Genomic DNA, 23,540 nt, shown 5'->3' on the forward strand with positions numbered 1-23,540 from the left:
CGGGCCCCTTCTCTTTTGTGGCGCAACGCGCGCTACAGGATCTTCCTGAACATCGTGCGCCGCGTGTTGCGAAAGGACGGCCGCACGCGGCTGCTCCAGTCGGTCGCGCGCACGGCCAGCCACGGCGGGCTGCCGAAGGCTTCCTGCGTGTGCAGGTCGTAGCAGGCCAGATACCGCGGCGACTCATCGCGGCATTCCCAGCGCTGCGCGCGCACCGTGCCGGGCACCGACGCCAGGCCCGGCAGGTGCTCTTGGTCGTACCAGGCGTTCAGGTCGGCCTCGGCCTCGGGCAGCACGTCGGTTTCGACGATGTAATGCCACGGCGCCTCCTGTCCCGCCGAGGCGCCCGGCAAATCCAGCGTCAGATGCAGCACCCGCGCGTGCGCGCCGGGCGCCAGTTCATTCAGGCGGGCCTGGATCTGCGGCAATGCACCGGCCCCGCGCACGTATACATAGGTGTCATCGGCTTCCAGCGCGGCAAAGGCGCTGATCTTCACCTCCTCCAGGCCGTCCGCGAGACGCCCGGCCAGATCCTGAATGCGCGCCTCGTCAAACCGCTCGCCCAGCGACACCAGCAACATCGTTTCCTGCACAGCCCTCTCCTTTCAATGTCCGACGCGCAAGGCGACCAGGAAGCGCGACACCATGTTGTAGGCGCCCACCGTCGCGGTCAGTTCCACCAGTTGCGCGTCGTCGTAGCGCGCGCGCAGCGGCGCAAACACCGCGTCCGGCACCTCGATATCGCGCGTCATGGCGTCGGTCAGCGCGAGCACGTCGGCCTCGCCCGATTCCAGTCCTTGCACGGCGCCGGGCGCGGGATTGCTGCGCAACGCGTCGATGACAGCCTGCGGCATGCCGCCCGCCAGCGCGTGCGGCACGTGCGCCTCGAACTCGTACGGCGCGTTGTTCAACGTTGCCACGCGCAGGATGATCAGCTCGCGCAGCCGCGGCGCCAGCGACGTCTTCTGCCGGATCGCGGTCAGCATGGCCTCCCAGCCTTCGACCACGGCCGGACTGTTCAGCAGCACCTGATACAGCGGCGAAATGCGGCCGCGCGCGGCGGCGATACGCGCCTCCAGCACGGCCAGTTCCGGGCGTGTGCCCGGCACGACGGGTTCGATTCGGCGGGCGCTCATGCTTACTCCGGACGGATGTTCTTGCGCTGGATCAGCGCGGTCCACTTCTCGCGGTCGGCGGCGATCAGCGCGCCCAATTCCTGCGGCGTGCTGGGCGCGGCCTCGGCGCCGAACTTCTCAAGGCGGGCGCGCACGGTTTCGTTGCCCAGCGCGGCGCGCACGGCCTGGTTCAGCTTGTCCACGGTGGCGGCAGGCGTGCCCGCCGGCGCGACAAGGCCATACCAGTTGTTGGACTCGACGCCGGGGATGCCCTGCTCGGCCAGCGTCTTCACATCGGGCAGCAGCGGATGGCGGGTCGGCGCCGCCACGCCCAGGGGCTTGAGCTTGCCGCCCTGGATGTGGCCGATGAGGCCCGGCACGTCGCCGAAGAACCCGGACACCTGATTGCCCATCACGTCGTTGATGACGGGGGCCGCGCCCTTGTAAGGCACGTGCAGCACCTTGGCCTTGCTGGAATCGGCAAACATTTCCAGCGTCAGGTGCGGAATGCTGCCGATGCCCGACGAGCCGATGGCGACCGACTGCGACGCGGCTTGCGACTTCTTCACGAAGTCGGCTGCATCGGTGGCCGGATTGGATGGGTTCACCACGAACACCGTGGCATTGTTCACCACGCGCGACACCGGCGCGAAATCGCGCGCCGGATCATAAGGCAGGTCCTTGTACAGCGCCGGGCTGATCGCCACCGCGCCCACGCTGGTCAGGAACAGCACCGAGCCGTCGGCAGGCGACTTGGCCACGTAGGCGGCCGCGATGTTGCCATTGGCCCCCGCCTTGTTCTCGACGATGACGTTCTGCTTGAGCTCCTTGCCCAGCTGCTCGGCCAGCACGCGGCCCACCAGGTCCACCGGACCGCCCGGCGGGAACGCGATGATGAGGCGCACGGGACCGTCGGCATGAGCCGCACCCGCGGCGGCCAGGCTCAGCACGGCGGCCGAGATGATTTTCTTGAACATGGTGTCTCCTCGTTGATGGGGGTGTGCTTGCGGCTCGGGCATCCTGGCCCTCGTTCCGCGGTCTCGGTACTACTGAAATCCGTAAAGCCGCGCGGGGTTGTCCACCAGCACGCGCTGACGCAGCCCGGCGTCCGGGCAGGCCTCGAAAAACGTGTCGACCAGCTCGCCGTCGTCCGGCATGTCGCCCGCCACATTCGGATGCGGCCAGTCCGTGCCCCACAGCGTGCGGTCCGGCATGGCCTGAACGAGCGCGCGCACGAACGGAATACCTTCGGCGAACGGCCGCCGGCCGGCGGCAATGCGGTCGATGCCGGACACCTTGACCCAGGCAGCGTCGACGTCGGCCAGGCTGAGCAGCGCCCGCATCGCCGGCGAATCGAGCCCGTCCGATGACTTCAGCCGACCCATGTGATCCACGACGAACGGCACCGGCAACGCGAGCAGGCGCGGCAGCAATTCCGGCAGCATCGCGCCGTCCACGTGCAGGCAAAGGTGCCAGCCCAGCGGCGCAATCAGCGCGACCACATGGTCGAACACGGCCGGATCGGGCGCGCCGCCCAGATGCGGCACGAAATTGAAGCGCGCGGCCCGCACGCCGCCTTCATGCAGCGCCTTGACGGTGGCGGCCGTGGCGTCGGCGCCCAGCAACGCCACGCCCCGATACCGTCCTGCGCTGCGCGCCAGCGCGTCCAGCAAGGCCCGGTGATCCGACCCATGGCAATTGGCCTGCACGACGACGGCCCGCTCGATGCCCAGATGGGCGTGCAGCGCCGCCATGCTGGCGTACGGCGCGTCCGGCGGCGTGTAGGAACGGCCCTGCGCGTACGGAAACACGTCGTCCGGCCCGAAGATATGGCAATGCGCGTCGCACGCGCCCGGCGGCAGCGCATGGCGGGGACGGGACGGCGAGGCGAGCGGCGGACGGCAATCGGGCACGGGGGACTTCCTCATTGCAAAACGCCATCCTCGCGGAATGTGGCCTGGCAAACAATGCTATACCTGATATTTCTGATATCGAAAAAGCTAATATCCGATGGATCTCAAGCAGATCGAATACTTCGTGCGGGTGGCCGAGCGCCGCAGCTTCTCGCGCGCCGCAGAGATGCTGGACGTCGCGCAGCCCACGCTCAGCCGCCAGGTGCGGCTGCTGGAGGTAGAGCTGGGCCAGCACCTGCTCTACCGCAACGGCCGCGGCGCCGAACCCACGGAGGCCGGCCTGCGCTTTTTGGAGCACGCCCGTGCCTTGCTGACGCTGGCGGAACGCGCCAAGGAAGATCTCCAGACGCTGCGCGAAACGCCCACGGGCAAGGTCATGATCGGCCTGCCACCGCGCATCGCACGCGTGCTCACGCCCCCGCTCGTGCAGGCGTTCCGCCAGGACTTTCCCGATGCCTCCATTGCGGTGGCCGAAGGCTTGAGCGCGCAGGTCCGCGAATGGCTGCTCGCCGGCCGGGTGGACCTGGCCTTGCTCTATGACCCGGCCCCGTCTCCGCAGCTGGCCTACGAATCGCTGTTTCGCGAAGATCTCGTCCTGGCGGCCGCCGCGGGCCATCAGCCGCCCCTGCCCGATCGCGTGCCGGTCGCGCGGCTGGGCGACTATCCCCTGGTGCTGCCCAGCCTGCCCAACGCCATCCGCACCCTCGTGGAAAGCGTCTGCCGCGCGCAGGGCGTGCGGCTCAAGGTGGCGGCCGAGGTCGACGCCGTGCAGACCATCGTCGAACTGGCGGCGCAGGGCGACGCCTACGCCATCCTGCCCCGCCCGGCCGCGCGCGGCCCGGCCGCCGAGCATGAACTGTCCCTGTGCGCCATCGGTTCGCCCACGATCACCAACAACCTGGTGCTGGCCAGCCCGCGCCACCGCCCGGCCACCCGGCTGGCCGCCGCCACGGGCCAGCTCATCCGCGAACTGCGGCTTGCCGATCTGTTCGCCCCCAAGGCCAGCCCCCCTCAAAAGAGTTAAAATGGCCGGCTACTTTTCTTGTTTGGCGGCTCGTTGCTGTCAAAGTCCTGTTGGCGTCTCACCTCAAACAATGACCACTATCCTCCCGAACCTGCCCACCGGCCAGAAAGTCGGCATCGCCTTTTCCGGCGGCCTGGACACCAGCGCGGCGCTCCTCTGGATGCGCAACAACGGCGCCATTCCCTACGCCTACACCGCCAACCTGGGCCAGCCCGACGAATCCGACTACGACGAGATTCCCCGCAAGGCCATGGCCTACGGCGCCGAAAACGCCCGCCTGATCGACTGCCGCGCGCAGCTCGTGGCCGAAGGCATCGCCGCCCTGCAATCGGGCGCCTTCCACATCTCGACCGCCGGCATCACGTACTTCAACACGACGCCCATCGGCCGCGCCGTCACCGGCACGATGCTGGTCGCCGCCATGAAGGAAGACAACGTCAACATCTGGGGCGACGGCAGCACGTTCAAGGGCAACGACATCGAGCGCTTCTACCGCTACGGTCTGCTCACCAACCCGGAACTGAAGATCTACAAGCCCTGGCTGGACCAGCGCTTCATCGACGAACTCGGCGGCCGTTCGGAAATGTCCGAATACATGCGCCAGGCCGGTTTCGACTACAAGATGTCGGCTGAAAAGGCCTACTCCACCGACTCCAACCTGCTCGGCGCCACGCACGAAGCCAAGGACCTGGAGCACCTGAACTCCGGCATCCGCATCGTCAAGCCCATCATGGGCGTGGCGTTCTGGCGCGACGACGTCGCCGTCAAGGCCGAGGAAGTCACGGTGCGCTTCGAAGAAGGCCAGCCCGTCGCCCTGAACGGCGTCGAATACGCCGACCCCGTCGAACTGATGCTCGAAGCCAACCGCATCGGCGGCCGTCACGGCCTGGGCATGAGCGACCAGATCGAAAACCGCATCATCGAGGCCAAGAGCCGCGGCATCTATGAAGCCCCGGGTCTGGCCCTGCTCTTCATCGCCTACGAGCGCCTGGTCACCGGCATCCACAACGAAGACACCATCGAGCAGTACCGCGAAAACGGCCGCAAGCTGGGCCGCCTGCTGTACCAGGGCCGCTGGTTCGATCCGCAAGCCATCATGCTGCGCGAAACCGCCCAGCGCTGGGTTGCCCGCGCCGTCACCGGCGAAGTCACCATCGAACTGCGCCGCGGCAACGACTACTCGCTGCTCAACACCGTGTCGCCCAACCTCACGTACGCGCCCGAGCGCCTGTCCATGGAGAAGGTGGAAAACGCCCCCTTCACGCCGGCGGACCGCATCGGCCAGCTCACCATGCGCAACCTCGACATCGTCGACACGCGCGAAAAGCTGTTCACGTATGTCAAGACCGGCCTGCTCGCCTCCAGCGGCACGTCGCTGCCCCAATTGAAGGACGCGACCTCGAAGAAGTAACGCTTCAAGGTCCAATAAAAAACCCTCGGTTTTCACACCGAGGGTTTTTTTTCGCCTGACCGCAGCACAGCGAGCCTAGAGTTCGACCTGCATGCCCATCTCCACCACCCGGTTCGCCGGGATCTTGAAGAACTTGGTGCTGCGGGTGGAGTTGCGCGCCATGAACGAGAACACCGCGCGCCGCCAGCGCGACAAGGCAGGCTTTTTGGCCGCCACCACGGTCTGGCGCGACAGGAAGTACGACGTGCGCATCGGTTCCAGATCCAGTTCGGGGTAGCCCTCTGCGATCAGGCGCAGCGCCTCCGGCACGTCCGGATCTTCCTTGAACCCGTAGTTGATCGTCGCGGCCCAGCTCGATGCGCTGAGCCGGTCCACCTCGAAGCGCTCTTCCGGCGCGATGTACGGCACGTCGGCCGACAGGATCGTCAGGAACAGCACCTGGTCGTGCAGCACCTTGTTGTGCTTCAGGTTGTGCAGCAGCGCCGACGGGACGTTGCCCGAATTCATCGTCATGAAAATCGCGGTGCCCGGCACCCGCGACGGCGGGTATTGCTCGAGCTGCTCCATGAATTCCTTGAGCGGCTGGCGGTCGCGCTGCTGCATGTCGGACAGCAGGTGCCGGCCGCGGCGCCACGTCATCATCAGCGTGAATACCACGATCGCCACCACCAGCGGCAGCCAGCCGCCCTCGTGGATCTTGAAGACGTTGGCCGAAAACAGCAGCACGTCCAGCAGCAGCAACAAGCCCAGCACCAGGAACCACATCATGCGCTTGACGCCCGTGGTGCCGCGCGGCAGCACCGCAAACGCCAGCACCGACGTCGTGAGCATCGTGCCCGTCACCGCGAAACCATAGGCGGCTGCCAGGTTGTCGGAGTTGCGGAACCACAGCACCAGGACAAGCACCGCGCACAGCAGCAACGCGTTGACCTGCGGCAGGTAGATCTGGCCTTTTTCGATGGCGGACGTGTGCAGGATCTGCATGCGCGGCCAGAAGCCCAGCTGCACCGCCTGGCGCGTCACCGAATAGGCGCCCGAGATGACCGCCTGCGAGGCGACGATGGTGGCGACGGTGGCCAGCGCGACCAGCGGGGCAAGCCCCCATTCCGGGGCCATCAGGAAAAAGGGATTGCGGATCGCGGTGGGATCGCGCAGCAGCAGCGCTCCCTGGCCGAAGTAGCACAGCGTCAGCGCCGGCAGCACCATGCTGAACCAGGCGCGGCGGATCGCCGGGCGGCCAAAATGGCCCATGTCGGCATACAGCGCCTCGGCGCCGGTCAGCGCCAGCACCACCGCGCCCAGCAGCACGAAGCTCACCCACGGCGCTTCCACGATGAAGCGCAGCCCCCATATCGGATTCAGCGCGGCCAGAATCTCGGGCGTCTGCCAGATCTGCCAGCCCCCCAGCGCGGCCAGCGTGGCGAACCACAGGAACATCACGGGGCCAAACAGCTTGCCCATCGTCGCCGTGCCGCGCGACTGGATCGCAAACAGCGCGATGAGGACCACCAGTGCGATCGGCACCACCCAGCGGTCCAGCGTGTGCGACACGATGCCGATGCCTTCCAGGGCCGACAGGACGGAAATTGCCGGGGTGATCATGCTGTCGCCGTAGAACAGCGCCGCGCCGAAGATGCCCAGCACGATCAGGATCCAGCGCAGCTTGCCCTCGCGGGCACGCACCGCCAGCTCCAGCAGCGCCAGCGTGCCGCCCTCGCCGCGGTTGTCCGCGCGCAGCACCAGCATGACGTATTTCAGGGACACCACCACCATCAGCATCCAGAACAGGATGGACAGCACACCCAGCAGGTGGGCCGGTTCCAGATCGGTATGCACGCTCAGGCCGGTCAGGCAGGCGCGCAGGGTGTACAGCGGGCTGGTGCCGATATCGCCGTACACCACGCCCAGGGCGCCCAGGATCAGGGCGGCGCGCGACGACGGCGCGTGCGCGCCGCCGGGGTGGCCGGGGGGCAAAGAAGGAGCGCTGACCGTGCCTTGGCTCATGATGCAGGTTCTTGGCGAGTGAGTTGAGCGCCCTTGCGGGGGCCGGGGAACACGACGGACAGCCGCGTTCCGGAAAAATCGGGCCGGCTCGTGAGCTTCCACCACGCGCCGTGCGCATGCGCGATTTCACGCACGATGGCCAGTCCCAAACCCGAGCCGCCGGCCGTGGCCGTGGGCGACCGGTAGAACGCCTCGAATACGCGGTCGCGCTCTTCGGGCGGGATACCGGGGCCGTCGTCTTCAACGGTCAGCGAGGGGGGATTGGCGCCGACGATCAGCGTGATGCGGCCCGTGGGGTTGCCATAGCGCAGCGCATTGTCGATCAGGTTGCCCAGGAGCTCGGCCAGCAGCAAGGGATCCGCGTCGATCCAGATGGGCGTTTCGGGCGCGGCCAGGTCCAGTTCGTAGTGCGCCTCGCGCACGCGCGGAAACCATTCCGCGCCATGCACGCGCACCCATTCGCACAGGTCGATACGCACGAAACTGTCCTGGGGCCGGGCATTCGGGTCGGCGCGCGCCAGCACCAGAAGCTGCTGGCCCAGCCGGATCATGCGGTCGCTGACAGCCTTGATGCGCTCGGCGCGGGCGCGGACATCGTCGGGCAAGGGACGCGCCAGCATGAGTTCGGATTCCAGCCGCAGGCCGGACAACGGCGTGCGCAGCTGGTGCGCGGCATGGCCGATGAAGCGGCGCTGCGCGGCCAGCGATGCATCCAGCCGCAGCAACAGGTCATTGGTGTGGGTAACCAGCGGCTCGATCTCCACCGGCACGCCGGCGACCTCGAGCGGCTGCATGTCGTCGATGGAGCGTTGCCGGATTTCTTCGGAGAGGTGATTCACCGACCGCAGCCCGGAGCGCACGCCCTGCATCACCACCCAAGCGAACAGCGCAATCAGCGCCACCTGGCCCACGACCATCAGCCAGAAGAAGTCTTCCAGCATCCACAACGACATGTCGATCTTGTGGGTGATGACCCAGGTGGCCGCCAGGTCCAGCAGGACGAGCAGCAGGATGGGCGGCATCAGGCGGATGACCAGATGCCGGGCCAATGAACGGGAGGGAAGCATGGGAGGCCGCGCAGCCGGAGACGGTTGGGGGGTGCGTTCCTGCGTCATGGCGCGAAGCCCTTAATGAGGCGGATGAATGCGCGCGGCTGGCGGTCGCCGGCCGCGGCCGGCCCGTCAGGCCGCTTCCACATCCAGCATGTAGCCAAAGCCGCGTACCGTCTGGATGCTGGCGCCGGTGCCTTCCAGGCGCTTGCGCAAGCGGTACACATAGACTTCGACCGCATTCTCGCTGAAATCCGCATCCCAGGCGGACAGGGAATTGACGATCTGGCGCTTGGTCACGACGCGGCCCACGCGGGCCATCAGCATTTCGAGGACGGAAAGCTCGCGCACCGACAGCGACAGGCGCTGGCCGTTGGCGCGCACTTCGCGGCCAACGGTGTCGAATACCAGCGGGCCGACTTCGATGAGCGGCTGGGCCTGGCCCGCGCGGCGGCGGCCGAAGGCGCGCACGCGCGCGGCCAGCTCGGGCAGTTCAAAAGGCTTGGTGACGTAGTCGTCCGCCCCGGCATCCAGACCGGCGACGCGGTCTTCGATGCCATCGCGGGCGGTAAGGATGAGCACGGGAACCTGATTGCCGTCCTGGCGTAGCTGGCGCAGCACGTCCAGGCCGCTCATGCCGGGAAGGTTGAGGTCGAGCAGCATCAGGTCATACGGCTGGCCTGCCAACGCGCCCAGAACCCGGTCGCCATCGGTCAGCCAGTCGACCGCATAACCCTGGTCGGCCAGGAATTCCTGGAGCGCATGGCCCAGGGTGGTGTCGTCTTCGATTACCAGAACTCGCATGCCGCGATTCTAGCGCGATCCAAAAAAAAAGGGGCGCGAAATGCGCCCCCGTTCTGGATTCGTTCACCGGCCGGACGGTGCCGCGGCGGGCGCCGCTGCCCCTGCCGGCGCACCGGCCGCCGGGGCGCCGCCAGAGGGCGGCGTCGTGACGAAACCGATCCGGGTCATGCCCGAACGGCGCGCCGAGGCCATGACCTTGGCCAGCGTTTCGTAACGGGTGTTCTGATCGGCGCGGATGCGGATCTCGGGCTGCGGCTTGGTGCCGGCGATCGACTTGAAGCGATTGGGCAGGTCGTCGATATTGACCGGCTTCTCGTCCCAGAACAGCGCGCCGCTGGCATCGATGGCCAGGTCCACGGTCTTGGGCTCTTCCTCGATCTGCTCGGCGGCCACCTGGGGCATGTTGATCTTGATCGAGTGCGCCAAGAGCGGCGCCGTGATGATGAAGATCACCAGCAGCACCAGCATGACGTCGATCAGGGGCACCATGTTGATCTCGGACACCGCATGGCTTCCGGACCCTTTACCCTCAAAGCTGCCAAAGGCCATCATTCGCTCCCGCGTTGGACCGCGTGGCCGTTCTGGCGACGCAGCGCGCGCACCTTGCCGTCGGACAGCGCAACTTGCTGGCCGGTGGTCAGGAACGCAAACAGATCATGCGCAAAGGCATCCAGGCGCGACAGGAACACGCGGTTGTTGCGCACGAACGTGTTGTACGCCAGGACGGCCGGAATTGCCACCGCCAGGCCCAGGCCCGTCATGATGAGGGCCTCGCCCACCGGACCGGCGATACGGTTGATGGTCACGCCGTCGGACAGGCCGATACCGACCAGTGCGTGATACACGCCCCACACCGTACCGAACAGGCCGACGAACGGCGCCGTCGAACCCACCGAGGCCAGCACGGTCAGGCCGTTTTCCAGCTTGGCGGTTTCTTCGTCGATGACCTTGCGCATGGTGCGCGTGACGAAATCCGAATTGCTGCCCGACTCTTCCAGCTTGGTCGCGCCGAACTTGTTGTGGTGCGCCTGCGCGTGCATGGCGTGGCTGGCCAGATGCGAGAACGGATCGCGCGCGCCGTGCGTGTTGATTTCGTGCTCGACCTGTTCCAGCGAGCTGGCGTTCCAGAACTTGTTCAGGAAGTCGGCGGAACGCTTGCGCATGCTGACATTGCTGGCGGCCTTGACCAGGATGAGATACCAGGTCACCAGCGACATGAGGATCAGGATGACGAACAGGCTCTTGCCCACGAAGTCGCTCTGCGCGACGAAGTGCAGAAAGCCCATGTCGGGGACGGGCGCCGGCGCGGGCGGAATCGCTGCGGCGGCGCTGTGCAGCGCGTCGGCCGACTGCTGGACGGCGCCAGCGGCCTGCTGAACGGCGCCGGCGGCTTGCTGGGCGACCTCGCCGCCCGTCGTGGCGGCCTGCTGGGCTGCGGGCGCGGCGGCGGCAGCCGGCGCTGCTGCCGGGCTGGTGGTCGCCTGCGCCACCAGGGTGGCGCTATGCAGTGCGTTGGACATCTCAGTTCCTCATTACGAAATCGAACGGAATTTTTGCTTTGGCGGGATAGGCCACGCCATTGCGGGTATACGGCTTGAAACGGCCTTTGCGGGCGGCTGCCAGCGCCGATTCGTCCAGGCGCGGAAACCCCGACGAAGCGTCGATGGTCGCGCGCTCGACCAGGCCCTGGGTGTTGATTTCCACCAGCACCACGACACGCCCCTCTTCCCGCATGCGGCGCGATGCCATCGGATAGTTGGGCATCGGACGCGCGCCCTGGAATTCAATGCTCGAGACCAGCACGGGCTGATCGGGCGGCGGGCCCTGCGTCGGGCCTTGCGGCGCCTGCGTGCCTTCCGGCGCGCCGCTGGGCGGCGTCTGCTGCGGCGGCGTCTCGGGCTTGGGCTCGGGCTTGACCTCCTGCTTGGGCTGAGGCTTGGGCTTGGGCTTCGGCTTGGGTTTGGGCGGAGGCGGCTTGGGCGTCGGCATGGGCGGCTTTTCGACCACCGGCTCGGGTTCGGGCTCCGGCTCGGGTTCCGGTTTCAATTCCGGTTCGGGCTCGGGTTCGGGCTCGATCTCGGGTTCCGGCTCGGGCGGCGTCTCGGTGACCGGCTGCGGCACTTCGGGCGTAGGTTCGGCTTTGGCGATCTGGGGAACGGGCGCATCCACCACGCTCACCATGATCGCCTCGGGTTCCTCCAATTCAGGACGACTCTCCGGCGCCATGAAAATGGCGCCGATCACCGCTGCATGAAGCGCAACGACCGCCAGGCCAGCGCCTGCGCGAATACCAAAAGAAGACCGCGAAGAAGAATTCCAACCGGGTTGAAGACTAGGCATGAATCAGCCAGGGTGCATTGACTTTTCCGGCCTGCCAGGAAGTTGACGCGCACAAGACCGCGGCGCCGGCTGACCGGTACAAGCCCGTCATAGTATCTTAAATGCGAATGATTCGCACGTTGTATTTCGAATGGAACAGCGTAACACTGCTGATCGGAATCAAGGCAGCATTAATAAAACGCTTATGAAAAGGCGGGCAGCACGGGGCATGCCCATGACGGCGCGTTGGCCATGGGGGGGGCCAGACCCATGCGGATCAGAGGTTCAATTCGAAGAGACGCACCGACGCAATCTGGCCCGGAAAACAAAAAACCCGCCACGTCGCCGGAGGCGGGATGTGTGCGGGTTCGATGTGAACTGCGAGGGCTTCTGGTGGGTGCTACAGGGGTCGAACCTGTGACCTACGCCGTGTAAAGGCGCCGCTCTACCAACTGAGCTAAGCACCCATTTCGGTGCAATCGCCCGGCGCATTTGCGCGGGGACATTGCCAATTTGGGGTACTCAAAAGCAATACGCGGGCCGGAGTATACCGGACCGCGTACTTGTGGGCAAATCGCAGCGCCGTGCGCCATGCGATCGGCTGCCGTCCTATCAGTTGACAGCGTCCTTCAGGGCCTTGCCCGGACGGAACTTCGGCACCTTGGCCTTCTTGATCTTGATGGTTTCGCCAGTGCGCGGGTTGCGGCCGGTGCGCGCGGCGCGAGCCGACACGGCAAACGTGCCGAAACCGACCAGCGTGACCGTACCGCCCTTCTTCAGCGTGGTCTTCACGGCACCGATCAGGGCGTCGAGCGAACGGCCGGCTGCAGCCTTGGAGATATCGGCCTTGCTGGCGATGTGATCGATGAGTTCGGTTTTGTTCATGCAGGTGTACCCCTCACAAGGTGTGGAGTCTGCCCGGGGCGGCAGTTCATGGCCGTCAGGAAGGAATGCCAGAAATGGACGCGAGACCAGGCAAACGACGAACAGACAGTGGATAAACTTTTTTCTTGCGCTGCAAAGCACAACTTTTAAACTGCTGCGCCGCCTAGGATTTGCTGGCTTAATGCCTGCAAACCGTCAGCGACGCAGACGTGTATTAGGCCTTGGCGTAGAGCGGCTGTCAAGCGAAAACCTCACGGCAACCCGCGTCAATACTAGCTTTTAGCCGATTCCGCAATAAACAAAAACGCTCATTTTGGGGTTTGCGCGACACCCGCAAAAAACACTTTAAGCTTCATCAAACGTCGGCCCAGCGGCGCAGCAGATTGTGATAAATGCCGGTGAGCTGAACAATTGAGGCATGTCCCGCCACATCTTGATTCAAGCGTTGGATGGCGACGTCCATGTCCAGCAGCAGCGCACGCTGGCTGTCTTCGCGCACCAGGCTCTGCATCCAGAAAAATGAACTGACGCGCGCGCCGCGCGTTACGGGATTGACTTTATGCAGGCTCGTCCCCGGATACAGCACCATGTGTCCGGCCGGCAGCTTCACGGCACGCGGGCCATAGGTGTCGTCGATGACGAGTTCGCCGCCGTCGTAGCTGTCGGGGTCCGAGAAGAACAGCGTCGCGGATAGGTCGGTGCGCACACGCTCGGCCGAGCCGGCGATGCCGCGCACGGCGTTGTCCACGTGATAGCCGAACGCCTCGCCGCCTTCGTAGCGGTTAAAGAGCGGCGGGAAGATCTTGCGCGGCAGCGCCGCCGACATGAAGAGGTTGTTTGCCGACAGGCGCTGCAGGATCAGCGTGCCGAGCTCTTGCGCCAGCGGATGCTGTTCGGACAGTTGCCGGTTGCGCTTGACCTGGGCCGACTGATGTCCTGCGGTCACCTTGCCGTCCACCCAGTCCGCGGCATCCAGCCGCTGGCGGATGTCGGCAGCCTCTTGCGGCGTAAAGACTTCTGCGATCTGAATAAGCATGGGTTCCTGCCCGATTGCGTTGCCGGCGCCCCTGCCCGGGGCGCCGCGGCTGCCGAATTATCCCTTCAGGCAACCATTGAGCGCCTGATCGAAATCAAACAGCAAATCGGCCTCGTCCTCGATGCCGACCGACACGCGGATCAGGCTGTCCGCAATGCCCATCTGCTTGCGGCGCTCCGCGCCCATCTCGTAATAGATCGTGTGCGCCGCCGGCAGCGCCAGGCTGCGCGTATCGCCCAGGTGCGTCGCCATCAGCACCACGCGCAGGCGGTTCAGGAAGTCGAAGCAATCGACGCCGTCCGCCAGTTCGACGCCCAGCAGACCGCCAAATCGCGACCCGAACAATGCTGCCGCCCGCTCATGCTGCGGGTGGCTGGCCAGGCCCGGATAATGCACCTTCGCCACGCCCGGATGCGCTTGCAGCAAACGCGCCAGCGCCAGCGCGTTGGAACAATGTTTGGCCATGCGCAGCGCCAGCGTCTCGGCGCCCACCGCGATGCGGTGCGCGGGCTCGGCGGCCAGCGTGCCGCCCATGTCGCGCAGGCCCTTCTTCTTGATCTGCGTAAGCCCCCAGCCGGTGGACGCGCCCTTGCGATAGGCTTCGCAGATGTTGTCGTTGCCGGCCCAGTCATACAGGCCGGTGTCGGTCACGGCGCCGCCCAGCGCATTGCCGTGCCCGCCGATGTACTTGGACAGCGAATTCATCACCAGCGACGCGCCGACCGAGGCCGGCCGGAACATCCACGGCGAGGTCAGCGTGTTATCCACGACATAGACCAGCCCCTTCTCGCGGCAGATCTCGCCGATCACGGCCAGGTCGGCCACCTGCGTGCCCGGGTTGGCGATGGTCTCGGTAAAGACCATGCGCGTATTGGGCTGGATGGCGGCGCGCACCTGCGCCGAATCCGTCGCGTCCACGAAGGTGATCTCCACGCCCAGTTCCTGCAGCGTGCCGAACAGGCTGTTGGTGTTGCCGAACACGTACTGGCTGGACACCAGGTGATCACCCCGGCGCAGCAGCGTGGTGAAAATGGCGGCCAGCGCGGCCATGCCCGTCGAAAAGCTGACCGTGCCCTTGCCGCCTTCCATCTGGCTGATCTTGGCCTCCAGCGCCGTCGTGGTCGGCGTGCCCTGGCGCGCATACGTGAAGCCCGCCTTGCCCTGGAATACGGCAGCCAGCTCGCGCGCGTCGTCGTAAGCGAATTCGGACGACGGGTGCATCGGCTTGTGCACCGCTCCGTGCTCGACGGATTGATGGCGGTCGGAATGGAGAATCGTGGTGGTAAAGCCGTTCTGGTGCATGATGGGCTGACGCAATTGAAGAAGGGAATCTACAGGGTGGGACGGATCACGATTGGCGCTGGCGCACGGTCTCGTACAGGCAGACGGCGCTGGCGACGCTGACGTTCAGGCTTTCCACCGAACCCAGCATCGGGATGTTCACGAGCTGGTCGCAGGTCTCGCGCGTGAGGCGGCGCATGCCCTCGCCTTCCGCGCCCATGACCCACGCCATCGGCTGGCGCGCATCGACCTTGTGCATGCTGTCGGTGGCCTGATCGTCCGTCCCCACGAGCCACACGCCCCGGTCCTTCAGGCTGCGCATGGTGCGCGCCAGGTTCGTCACCATCAGGTACGGTACCGTGTCCGCCGCGCCGCATGCGACACGCTGCACGGTGGCGTTCAGCCCCACCGCCCGATCGCGCGGCGCGATCACCGCATGCACGCCCGCCGCGTCGGCGGTGCGCAGGCAAGCGCCCAGATTGTGCGGGTCGGTCACGCCATCAAGGATCAGCAGCAGCGGCGGCCCTTCGATCACGTCGAGCACTTCGTCGACATCCACCGCCAGTTGGCGCTCGTCGGCCAGCGCCACCACGCCCTGGTGACGCGTGCCGCGCGCCAGGCCGTCCAGGCGTTCCATCGGAACCGGGTGAAGCCGGCAGCCGGCGCGCTCGGCCTGCTCGATGAATGTCTGCATGCGCTTGTCGCGGCGCGAGGCCTCGACGTAGATTTCCTTGATCGACTCGGGCGCGTGACGCAGCCGCGCGACAACCGCGTGAAACCCGGCCAGGACTTGGGTCGACGCCATAAAACAATACCTTTAGATAAACGAATACCCGCCCCAGAGGGGGCGGGCCGCCGGACAGCGCCGGCACTAACCGCAATGTTACCCCCTTAGGCCACGCCGCCAAACGACGGCATGGCCATAAGGATCCGCGCCGCCGGTCAGTGGCGCTTGCGGACGGCCTTCTTGGCGGGCGCGGCCCGCTGGGTGGTCTTGGGCGGCTTGCCGGCCTTCTTGGCCGAGGCTCGCCGTTCCTTGGCGGTCTGGCCCTTCAGGCTGGCGGGCTTGGGAGAGGCTGCCTTCTTGACCCGGCGCACGGGTTCGTCGGGCCCGCGCGCCGACGCCTTGCGCAGCGCGTCGAAGCTCGTGCCCTGCACCAGGCGGAACTCGATGCGGCGCGCTTCCAGGTCCACGCGCGCGACCTGCACCTGCACCTTGTCAGTCAGGCGGTAACGCATGCCGGTGCGCTCGCCGCGCAGTTCGTGCAGGGCGTCGTTGAACTGGAAATATTCGCCGCCCAGTTCCGACACGTGCACCAGGCCCTCGACGTGCAACGTGTCCAGCGTGACGAAGATGCCGAAGCTTGCCACCCCGGTGACCGTGCCGCTGAAGTCTTCGCCCACGCGCTCCTTGACGAACCAGCACTTGAGCCAGGCCTCGACATCGCGCGACGCCTCGTCGGCGCGGCGCTCGCTGGCCGACAGCACCAAGCCCATCTTTTCCCAGATGGCCTGCTCGTGTTCGCGCTGGCTGCGGCCGATGACGACCGCGTGATCGTCCAGGCTGGGCACATAACGCTGCCCCGCGAGCAACGCTTTGATGACCCGGTGCGTGAGCAGGTCGGGATACCGGCGGATCGGCGAGGTGAAGTGGCTGTAGCCCGGATAGGACAGGCCGAAGTGGCCCATGTTGTCGGGGCTGTAGACCGCCTGCTGCATCGAGCGCAGGCACATGGTCTGCAGCAGCTGGTAGTCGGGACGCCCGCGCACGGAATCCAGGAAATCGCCGTAGTCCTTGGCCGTGGGCATGTCGCCCCCGCCCAGCGACAGCCCCATGGTGCGCAGGAATTCGCGCAGGGACTGCAGGCGCTCGGGCGTGGGACCCTCGTGGATGCGGTACAGGCCGGGATGCTTGCTGCGCGTCATGAAGTCGGCCGCGCAGGTGTTCGCGGCCAGCATGCACTCTTCGATCAGCTTGTGCGCGTCGTTGCGCACGGACGGCACGATCTGTTCGATGCGGCCGAGCTCGTTGCAGACGATCTTGGTTTCAACCGTGTCGAAATCGATGGCGCCGCGCTTCTTGCGGCCTTGCGACAGCAATTGGAAGAGCTCGTACAGGTGCTGGACCTGCGGCATCACGCTGCGCATCGCATGCGCGGCCGGACCGCCCGGCTGCTGTAGCGCCGCCCAGATGTTGGTGTAGGTGGTGCGGGCGTGCGAGTGCATGACCGCGTTATAGAACTGGTACGCTGTGACCGTGCCGGCCTTGGCGCCGCTGGCCGGGATGACCATGTCGCACACCAGCACCAGACGGTCGACGTCAGGGTTGAGCGAGCACAGGCCGTTGGACAGCGACTCGGGCAACATGGGAATGACCCGGCGCGGGAAGTAGACGCTGGTGCCGCGCTCCATCGCATCGTCGTCCAGCGCATCGCCCGGACGCACGTAATGGCTGACGTCGGCAATGGCGACCAGCAGGCGCCAGCCCGGACGCTTGCGCTGCCCCGTGCCCAGCTCGACCGGCTCGCAGTACACCGCGTCGTCGAAGTCGCGCGCGTCTTCGCCGTCGATCGTGATGAGCGGCACGTCGCGCAGGTCGACGCGGTCTTTGAGGTCGGACTTGCGGACCGTGTCGGGCAGGCGCGCGGCCTGCTTCAAGGCGCCTTCGGTGAAGTCGACCGGCACGTCGAACTTGCGCACGGCAATTTCGATTTCCATGCCGGGATCGTCGATCTCGCCCAGCACCTCGGCCACGCGGCCGAGCGGCTGCGTGTGGCGCGTGGGCTGCGCCATGATTTCCACCGCGACCACCTGCCCGTGCTGGGCGCCGTTGGTGTCGCTGGGCGGAATCAGGATGTCGTGCTTGATGCGCTGGTCTTCGGGCACGACGATGGACAGGCCGTGCTCGTGCAGGAAGCGGCCCACCAGCTTGTTGGTGCGGCGCTCGATGACTTCGACGATGGTGCCTTCCGGCTTGCCCCGGTATTCGCCCGACGGCTTGACCAGAACGCGGTCGCCGTGCAGCACCTTGAGCATTTCGCGAGGCGACAGGAACAGATCCGGCCCGCCGTCATCGCGCAGCAGGAATCCGAAGCCGTCGCGATGCCCCAGCACCTTGCCCGCCACGAAATCGAGCTTGGTCGCCAGCAGCAGCACCCCCTTGCGATTGGGCAGCAACTGCCCGTCGCGCTCCATCGCACCGAGGCGGCGCTCAAAGCCCACCATCGTCGCCTCGCGCTCGACGCCCATGCGTTCGGCCAGCTCAGTTGGCGACAACGGCGAACCCGCGGCGCGCAGCGCTGTCAGGATGGCTTCACGGGACGGAACATCAGGGTCGAAGTCCGGCGGCGCTTCGGGCAAGGGTGTTGATCTGTTGTTATTCGATTCGTTATTCGATCGTTTTGCCAAAGCTAAATTTTCCGTATATAATGCGCAGCTTCTGTGGTTCGCCCAAGGCTGAACACTGAAGCAGAAATGGTCAGAAGAGTTAGAAGCCGAATTAAAAAGCTGATAACTCGGGTTGAAAAAAACCCATTGTAAAACCAACTGCATTCGGACGCATGGATTAGTTCAAGGTTTAGAACTTGAATCCAAGTCACGCGACTGGAACGCAGCGTAGCACATAGTTCTGACAGTATCTTTCAGTGCCCAGGTGGCGGAATTGGTAGACGCGCATGGTTCAGGTCCATGTGCCGCAAGGTGTGGAGGTTCGAGTCCTCTCCTGGGCACCACGGAATTCTAATCAAGGCAGTTTCAAACTGGCTTGATCAAAAGGCTAAGAGCCCCGGAAATCGAAAGATTCCCGGGGCTTTTGCTTTCCGCGGGGCTTTTGCTTTGCCGGGGGATTTACGTTGCCCCACGCGCTTTGCTTTCCCCGGTCAGCGCCAGGGCACCTTGCGATTCAGATGATGACGCGCGTAAAGGTCCGCGCCCATGCCGTCGATCTGACCATCGATCAACGCCTCGAACGGCGCCAGCAGCGCGTCGAAGTTGCGCGGCGCCTCGATGGCATTGAGCGCGTGCGTCACGGCCTCGATGGTGGACAGCGCGCCCGGCACATCGGCATGGCGCACACGGTAGCGCGTCGACAGGCCCGGCGGCAGCATGACGCGCGGCAGCGCGGCAAGCGCCGGGTTGATATGCAGCAGCTTGCGCGCATGCCCCCACGTGCCGTCCGGCACGATCAGCCGGATGGGCGTGCCCATGTCCTGGCCATAGCCCGGCGTCAGCACGTCGGCACCCTCTCCCGGAAACAGCAGGCGCGGCGCGTACCCCGGCGCTGCCCAATCCGCCTCGGAAAAATATTCACCGACGACACGGCGCGCGCCCGCGATTCCCAGCACTGCCAGGCGCGCCGTGTTCAGCGCGTGGCGCGCTTCGCTGGGATGCTGCAGGACCACCACGTTGGTGCGGCAGGACAACGACGGGATCAGGGCGCAAAGGCAATGCGACAGCGGGCGCAGACAGCGCGTACAGAGGGATCGAGACATGGCCGACACTATATCGAAAGCGGACCGCACAAAAAAAGTGAAAAAAATGCAGACGAAGTTGCACACTTCAAAAAAAGTGTGCATAATCTCGTTCCTCTGCTGCTGAACACGAAACGGACGCGAAAGCGACGCAACATGTGAAGCAACAGCGCCCAGGTGGCGGAATTGGTAGACGCGCACGGTTCAGGTCCGTGTGCCGCAAGGTGTGGAGGTTCGAGTCCTCTCCTGGGCACCAATTACTACATCACGAGGTACCTGTCGTGATGCGCCAAAAGAAAAACCCCGAATGCGAAAGCGTTCGGGGTTTTTGCTTTGTGCGCGCCAAACTGCGGAGGGCGAGGCGCCGCCGCGCATCGGCTGCGGCGCACGCCCCCAGCGCGGCTCCCTACTTCAACGTGCGCGTCATCACCACGTGCGGGATGCCGGCCTCGACGAACTCTTCGCCTTCGGCCTTGAAGCCATGCGCTTCGTAAAAGCCCGCGGCGTGCGTCTGGGCATGCAGCACCAGCATGCGGTGGCCGTCGCCGTGCCCCTGCCCGATCAGCGCATCAAGCAACTGCCCGCCCACGCCCATCCCGCGCGCGCGCTTGTGAACCGCCATGCGGCCAATGTGTCCGTCGGGCAACAGGCGCCCCGTGCCCATCGGCGTGCCATCGGGTCCATACGCCACGGCATGCACCGACACCGCGTCGTCGTCATCCATCTCGATTTCCGGCGGCACGTTCTGCTCGACCACGAAAACCGCGTGGCGCACCGAATAAGCGTCGTCGCGCAAGCGATCCCAGGTTCCCAGCGCAATACGCACCGTTGCTTCTTTGTTGGCCGACATGTCCTACCCCTACGTTGCAGCAAATGAATAACTGAATCCTACGCCGCATTTTCGCAAGGATGAAGAAGGTGCGAAAAGGGGTACGATCGCGGCTTGCCCTTGCCGCCCTTGGTCCGCCATGACGCCTGCCGCGCCCCCTGCCTGGTTGAAAGCCGCACCCGCGCTCTTTCTCGTGCTGTGGTCCAGCGGCTTTGTCGTGCTCAAGGTGGGCCTGGCCTATGCCGATCCGCTGACGTTCCTGGCGTTGCGCTACGCATGCGTCGTGTTGATCCTTGCGCCGCTGCTGCTGGCGCTGCGGCCGCCGCTGCCCACGCGGGCCAGCGCATGGGGTCACCTGGCGATGGTGGGCCTGCTGCTGCAGGCCGGCTACTTCTGCTTCACCTACCTCTCGCTCAAGCAGGGAATGTCGGCGGGCGGCGTGGCCCTCATCACCTCGCTTCAACCCATCCTCATCGGCCTGCTGGCGCCCGCGCTCGCGCATGAACGCGTCGACGCCAGGCGGTGGGCCGGCCTGGCGCTGGGCGTGGCGGGCGCCGCGCTCGTGATCGTGGCCAAGGCCTCGATCGACGTGCTGGCGCCGCTGGGGCTGGGATTCGCGGTCGGCGCGCTGCTCTGCCTCACGGGCGGCACGCTCTACGAAAAGCGCTTCGGCACGCAGATCCATCCCGTCGCCTCCAACTTCGTCCAGTATGGCGTGGGCCTTGCCGTGTCCGCGCCGTTGGCATTCTGGCTGGAACCCATGCGCATCGAATGGACCGGCCCCTTGCTCGGCTCGCTCGCCTATCTGGTCGTCGGCAACTCCCTGGTCGCCATCACCCTGCTGCTGGCCATGATCCGCCATGGCGAGGCCTCGCGCGTGTCAGCGCTGTTTTTCCTGGTGCCGCCCTGCACGGCGATCATTGCGCTGCTGATCCTGCGCGAGCCCATTCCCCCGCTGGCCTGGCCTGGCATGGCGCTGGCCGCGCTGGGCATCCTGCTGGTGACCCGCAAGCCGGCCAGCGACGCCAAGTAGAATGACCGCCTTTCCGCCCTTGCGCCCTCGCCCATGAACGCCGTCGTCACCGCCGCCCTGCCGGTCTTTGCGCTGATACTGACCGGCTGGCTGGCCGCCCGCTGGCGCATCCTGGGCACCCACGCGACCGATGCGCTGAATCGCTACGTGGTGTACCTGTCCTTGCCCGCGCTGCTGTTCCGCGCCATGACGCAGGTGGACCTGGCGCAGATGGCGCACTGGGGCTTCGTCGGCGCGTTTGCGGGCGGCATCGCCATCACGTTCGTGGTTTCGTTCCTGGCGCGCGGGCGCCGCGCGCAGACGCTCACCGACCGCAGCATCGAAGGCCTGGCGGCGTCCTACGCCAACGCCGGATACATGGGCATTCCGCTGTGCCTGGCGCTGCTTGGCGCCGACAGCCTGGCGCCCGCCACTTTCACCACGCTGCTTACCGCAAGCGTGCTCTTCGGATTTGCCATCGCCCTCATCGAGTTCGATCGGCAGCAGACGCCCAACCTGCCCGCGACGCTGCTCAAGGTAGGCCGCGCCCTGATCCGCAATCCGCTGCTGGCCGCCCCGGTCCTTGGCCTTGCGTGGGCGGCCACTGGTGCCCGTCTGCCCGAAGGCGTCGACCGCTATGTGGCCTTGCTGGGCGCGTCCGCCAGCCCGTGCGCGCTGGTGACCATCGGCCTTTTTCTGGCGCAGACGGAAACCGCGGCCTCCGGACCGGGCGTGATGCGCCTGGTGCTGGGCAAGCTGCTCCTGCAACCGGCCGCGACTGCGGTGCTGGCGTTCTACGTGTTCTCGATGCCGCCGCTGTGGGCCTGGACGGCCGTGCTGATGAGCGCGCTGCCCATCGGCACCGGACCGTTCATGCTGGCCAAGATGTATGGACGCGACGCCCGCGTGACGTCACGCGCCATCCTGGTCAGCACCGTGGCATCGGTGGTGACGGTCAGCCTTCTCGTCGCGTGGATCAGCGCGCACCCCGTCTCGTGAACTCACCAGCGGCCCTATATAACTTGAAGTTATTGCTAAAGCACGAATCCTTGGTTTGAGATATTTACTGACAGGACTAGACTGACGTCCATTCCCACGGGTGCGCCTTTCGCACCCGTTTGCATTTACGACTTGATCCTCGGGATTTTCATGAGCGCCAACGCCTCCTCCCTGCCGCTGCCCTCGGCCCTGCCGCCCATCCATATCAATCGCAAGCCGCTCTGGATTGCGGTGCTGCTGGTCCTGGCCGGCGCCCTGTACCTCAACCAGACCGTCAGTTGGCGCCAGGGCGCGCTGTGGGTGGTCGGCGCACTGCTTGGCGTCACGCTGTACCACGCGTCGTTCGGTTTCACGCAAGCCTGGCGCGTGTTCGTGTCGGACCGCCGCGGGGCCGGCCTGCGCGCGCAGATGCTGATGCTCGCCGTGGGCGTGCTGCTGTTCTTCCCCTTTCTGGCCGCCGGCACGCTGTTCGGTCAGCCGGTCAACGGCTTCGTGTCGCCCCCGGGCGTCTCGGTCCTGCTGGGCGCGTTCCTGTTCGGCGTCGGCATGCAGCTGGGCGGCGGATGCGCGTCGGGCACGCTCTTCGCGGTGGGCGGCGGCAACACCCGCATGGTGGTGACGCTGCTGTTCTTCATCGTGGGCTCGGTCATCGCCACGGCCAACTTCGGCTGGTGGTCCAGCCTGCCGGCGCTGGCGCCCACGTCGCTCATCAAGACCTGGGGCCTGGCGCCCGCGATCCTCGTCAATCTGGCCGTCTTTGCGCTGATCGCCTGGATCGCCACCACGCTGGAAAAGCGCCGTCATGGCCACGTGATTTCCTTCGCCTCGCGCACGGCTCGCCCCGTTTCGCTGCTGCAGGGTCCGTGGCCCCTCGTGTGGGGCGGCGTGGCGCTCGTCGTGCTGAACTTCGCAACGCTGGCGCTGGCCGGACGCCCCTGGGGCATTACGTCCGCCTTCGCTTTGTGGGGCGCCAAGACGCTGGATGCCCTGGGCGGCGACGTCGCCACCTGGGCCTATTGGGCCAAGCAGCCGTCGCTGGCCGCGCCGCTGCGCCAGGATGTCACCACCGTCATGGACATCGGCCTCATGCTGGGCGCGCTGGCCGCCGCCAGCGCGGCCGGAAAGTTCGCGCCCGTCTGGAAGGTGCCGGCGCGCTCGCTCGCGGGCGCCGTGATCGGCGGCCTGCTGCTCGGCTATGGCTCGCGCCTGGCCTTCGGCTGCAACATCGGCGCCTACTTCAGCGGCATCCTGTCGGGCAGCCTGCATGCCTGGCTGTGGCTGCCTGCCGCGTTCGCGGGCAGCGCACTGGGCGTGCACCTGCGCCCGCTGTTCGGCCTGGCCGTCGAAAAGACACCGCCGGCGTCCAGCTGCTGAGAAACAGAGTTCCAGC

At 66.1% G+C, this 23,540-nt stretch carries 22 protein-coding genes and 3 tRNA genes; 7 read left to right on the plus strand and 18 right to left on the minus strand.

Annotation, left to right across the window (positions count from 1 at the left end):
• Positions 1-32: 32 nt before the first annotated feature.
• The 4 genes from FBY20_RS02630 to FBY20_RS02645 all read right to left on the minus strand — a co-directional run bounded on the left by FBY20_RS02630 (position 33) and on the right by FBY20_RS02645 (position 3,028).
• The gene (locus tag FBY20_RS02630; protein ID WP_142049841.1) at positions 33-593 is read right to left on the minus strand and encodes a DUF4286 family protein; all 561 of its coding nucleotides are present in this window, start codon (positions 591-593) and stop codon (positions 33-35) included.
• 12 nt (positions 594-605) lie between these two features.
• On the minus strand, positions 606-1,136 hold the full coding sequence (locus FBY20_RS02635) for a carboxymuconolactone decarboxylase family protein (protein WP_142049844.1): 531 nt from the start codon (positions 1,134-1,136) through the stop codon (positions 606-608).
• Positions 1,137-1,138: 2 nt separating this feature from the next.
• On the minus strand, positions 1,139-2,092 hold the full coding sequence (locus FBY20_RS02640) for a tripartite tricarboxylate transporter substrate binding protein (RefSeq protein WP_142049847.1): 954 nt from the start codon (positions 2,090-2,092) through the stop codon (positions 1,139-1,141).
• Between the two features lie 69 nt (positions 2,093-2,161).
• On the minus strand, positions 2,162-3,028 hold the full coding sequence (locus tag FBY20_RS02645) for an amidohydrolase (protein WP_174245463.1): 867 nt from the start codon (positions 3,026-3,028) through the stop codon (positions 2,162-2,164).
• A 97-nt stretch (positions 3,029-3,125) separates the two neighbouring features.
• Here FBY20_RS02645 and FBY20_RS02650 point away from each other — a divergent pair, with 97 nt between their 5' ends.
• Together FBY20_RS02650 and argG are read left to right on the plus strand one after the other, a co-directional pair.
• Positions 3,126-4,052: a LysR substrate-binding domain-containing protein gene (locus FBY20_RS02650; protein WP_142049851.1), complete on the plus strand. Its 927-nt coding sequence runs from the start codon at positions 3,126-3,128 to the stop codon at positions 4,050-4,052.
• 70 nt (positions 4,053-4,122) lie between these two features.
• Positions 4,123-5,463 (plus strand): argininosuccinate synthase, encoded by a 1,341-nt coding sequence (gene argG / locus FBY20_RS02655; RefSeq protein WP_063952908.1) that lies wholly within the window; start codon positions 4,123-4,125, stop codon positions 5,461-5,463.
• A gap of 75 nt (positions 5,464-5,538) precedes the next feature.
• On the opposite strand, the gene FBY20_RS02660 is transcribed toward argG, so the two are convergent.
• The 12 genes from FBY20_RS02660 to rnr form a co-directional block, all read right to left on the minus strand.
• A complete protein-coding gene (locus tag FBY20_RS02660) occupies positions 5,539-7,467 on the minus strand; it encodes a potassium transporter Kup (RefSeq protein ID WP_142049854.1) in 1,929 nt (642 codons plus the stop codon).
• Complete coding sequence (locus FBY20_RS02665) at positions 7,464-8,534, minus strand: HAMP domain-containing sensor histidine kinase (RefSeq protein ID WP_063952906.1); 1,071 nt, start codon at positions 8,532-8,534, stop codon at positions 7,464-7,466. The genes FBY20_RS02660 and FBY20_RS02665 overlap by 4 nt, the downstream gene beginning before the upstream one ends.
• Positions 8,535-8,648: 114 nt before the next feature.
• A complete protein-coding gene (locus tag FBY20_RS02670; protein WP_008164454.1) occupies positions 8,649-9,320 on the minus strand; it encodes a response regulator transcription factor in 672 nt (223 codons plus the stop codon).
• A 63-nt stretch (positions 9,321-9,383) separates the two neighbouring features.
• A complete protein-coding gene (locus FBY20_RS02675) occupies positions 9,384-9,869 on the minus strand; it encodes a biopolymer transporter ExbD (protein ID WP_056320087.1) in 486 nt (161 codons plus the stop codon).
• On the minus strand, positions 9,869-10,840 hold the full coding sequence (locus tag FBY20_RS02680; protein ID WP_056320084.1) for a MotA/TolQ/ExbB proton channel family protein: 972 nt from the start codon (positions 10,838-10,840) through the stop codon (positions 9,869-9,871). Before FBY20_RS02680 ends, FBY20_RS02675 begins: the two co-directional genes overlap by 1 nt.
• Before the next feature lies 1 nt (position 10,841).
• The gene (locus FBY20_RS02685) at positions 10,842-11,660 is read right to left on the minus strand and encodes an energy transducer TonB (protein WP_056320081.1); all 819 of its coding nucleotides are present in this window, start codon (positions 11,658-11,660) and stop codon (positions 10,842-10,844) included.
• 370 nt (positions 11,661-12,030) lie between these two features.
• Positions 12,031-12,106, minus strand: a tRNA-Val gene (locus FBY20_RS02690).
• 145 nt (positions 12,107-12,251) lie between these two features.
• Positions 12,252-12,524, minus strand: coding sequence for an HU family DNA-binding protein (locus tag FBY20_RS02695; RefSeq protein WP_003812968.1), 273 nt, complete (start codon positions 12,522-12,524; stop codon positions 12,252-12,254).
• 355 nt (positions 12,525-12,879) lie between these two features.
• Complete coding sequence (locus FBY20_RS02700; RefSeq protein WP_062838441.1) at positions 12,880-13,560, minus strand: Fe2+-dependent dioxygenase; 681 nt, start codon at positions 13,558-13,560, stop codon at positions 12,880-12,882.
• 57 nt (positions 13,561-13,617) lie between these two features.
• Positions 13,618-14,862: a cystathionine gamma-synthase family protein gene (locus FBY20_RS02705; protein ID WP_142055789.1), complete on the minus strand. Its 1,245-nt coding sequence runs from the start codon at positions 14,860-14,862 to the stop codon at positions 13,618-13,620.
• 46 nt (positions 14,863-14,908) lie between these two features.
• Positions 14,909-15,646, minus strand: a complete 738-nt coding sequence (gene rlmB, locus FBY20_RS02710; RefSeq protein WP_056320073.1) for a 23S rRNA (guanosine(2251)-2'-O)-methyltransferase RlmB — start codon at positions 15,644-15,646, stop codon at positions 14,909-14,911.
• Between the two features lie 137 nt (positions 15,647-15,783).
• Positions 15,784-18,249, minus strand: a complete 2,466-nt coding sequence (rnr, locus tag FBY20_RS02715) for a ribonuclease R (protein ID WP_142049857.1) — start codon at positions 18,247-18,249, stop codon at positions 15,784-15,786.
• A 238-nt stretch (positions 18,250-18,487) separates the two neighbouring features.
• On the opposite strand from rnr, the gene FBY20_RS02720 reads away from it, so the two are divergent.
• A tRNA-Leu gene (locus FBY20_RS02720) sits at positions 18,488-18,572 on the plus strand.
• Between the two features lie 147 nt (positions 18,573-18,719).
• Here the strand turns inward: FBY20_RS02720 and FBY20_RS02725 are convergent.
• A complete protein-coding gene (locus FBY20_RS02725; protein ID WP_142049860.1) occupies positions 18,720-19,331 on the minus strand; it encodes a tRNA-uridine aminocarboxypropyltransferase in 612 nt (203 codons plus the stop codon).
• A 150-nt stretch (positions 19,332-19,481) separates the two neighbouring features.
• On the opposite strand from FBY20_RS02725, the gene FBY20_RS02730 reads away from it, so the two are divergent.
• Positions 19,482-19,566: transfer RNA gene (locus FBY20_RS02730), tRNA-Leu, on the plus strand.
• Positions 19,567-19,716: 150 nt separating this feature from the next.
• On the opposite strand, the gene FBY20_RS02735 is transcribed toward FBY20_RS02730, so the two are convergent.
• Positions 19,717-20,160 carry a GNAT family N-acetyltransferase gene (locus FBY20_RS02735; RefSeq protein WP_056320068.1) on the minus strand — a complete coding sequence of 148 codons (444 nt, stop codon included), beginning with the start codon at positions 20,158-20,160 and terminating at the stop codon, positions 19,717-19,719.
• A 118-nt stretch (positions 20,161-20,278) separates the two neighbouring features.
• On the opposite strand from FBY20_RS02735, the gene FBY20_RS02740 reads away from it, so the two are divergent.
• From FBY20_RS02740 to FBY20_RS02750, 3 genes are all read left to right on the plus strand, one after another.
• Entirely contained in the window at positions 20,279-21,172 is an 894-nt protein-coding gene (locus tag FBY20_RS02740) for a DMT family transporter (protein ID WP_056320063.1), read from the plus strand.
• A gap of 33 nt (positions 21,173-21,205) precedes the next feature.
• Entirely contained in the window at positions 21,206-22,150 is a 945-nt protein-coding gene (locus FBY20_RS02745) for an AEC family transporter (protein WP_142049863.1), read from the plus strand.
• A gap of 150 nt (positions 22,151-22,300) precedes the next feature.
• The gene (locus tag FBY20_RS02750) at positions 22,301-23,524 is read left to right on the plus strand and encodes a YeeE/YedE family protein (RefSeq protein WP_142049866.1); all 1,224 of its coding nucleotides are present in this window, start codon (positions 22,301-22,303) and stop codon (positions 23,522-23,524) included.
• Positions 23,525-23,540: the final 16 nt, after the last annotated feature.

Source organism: Achromobacter sp. SLBN-14 (assembly GCF_006715415.1).
Classification (GTDB): Bacteria; Pseudomonadota; Gammaproteobacteria; order Burkholderiales; family Burkholderiaceae_B; genus Achromobacter; species Achromobacter mucicolens.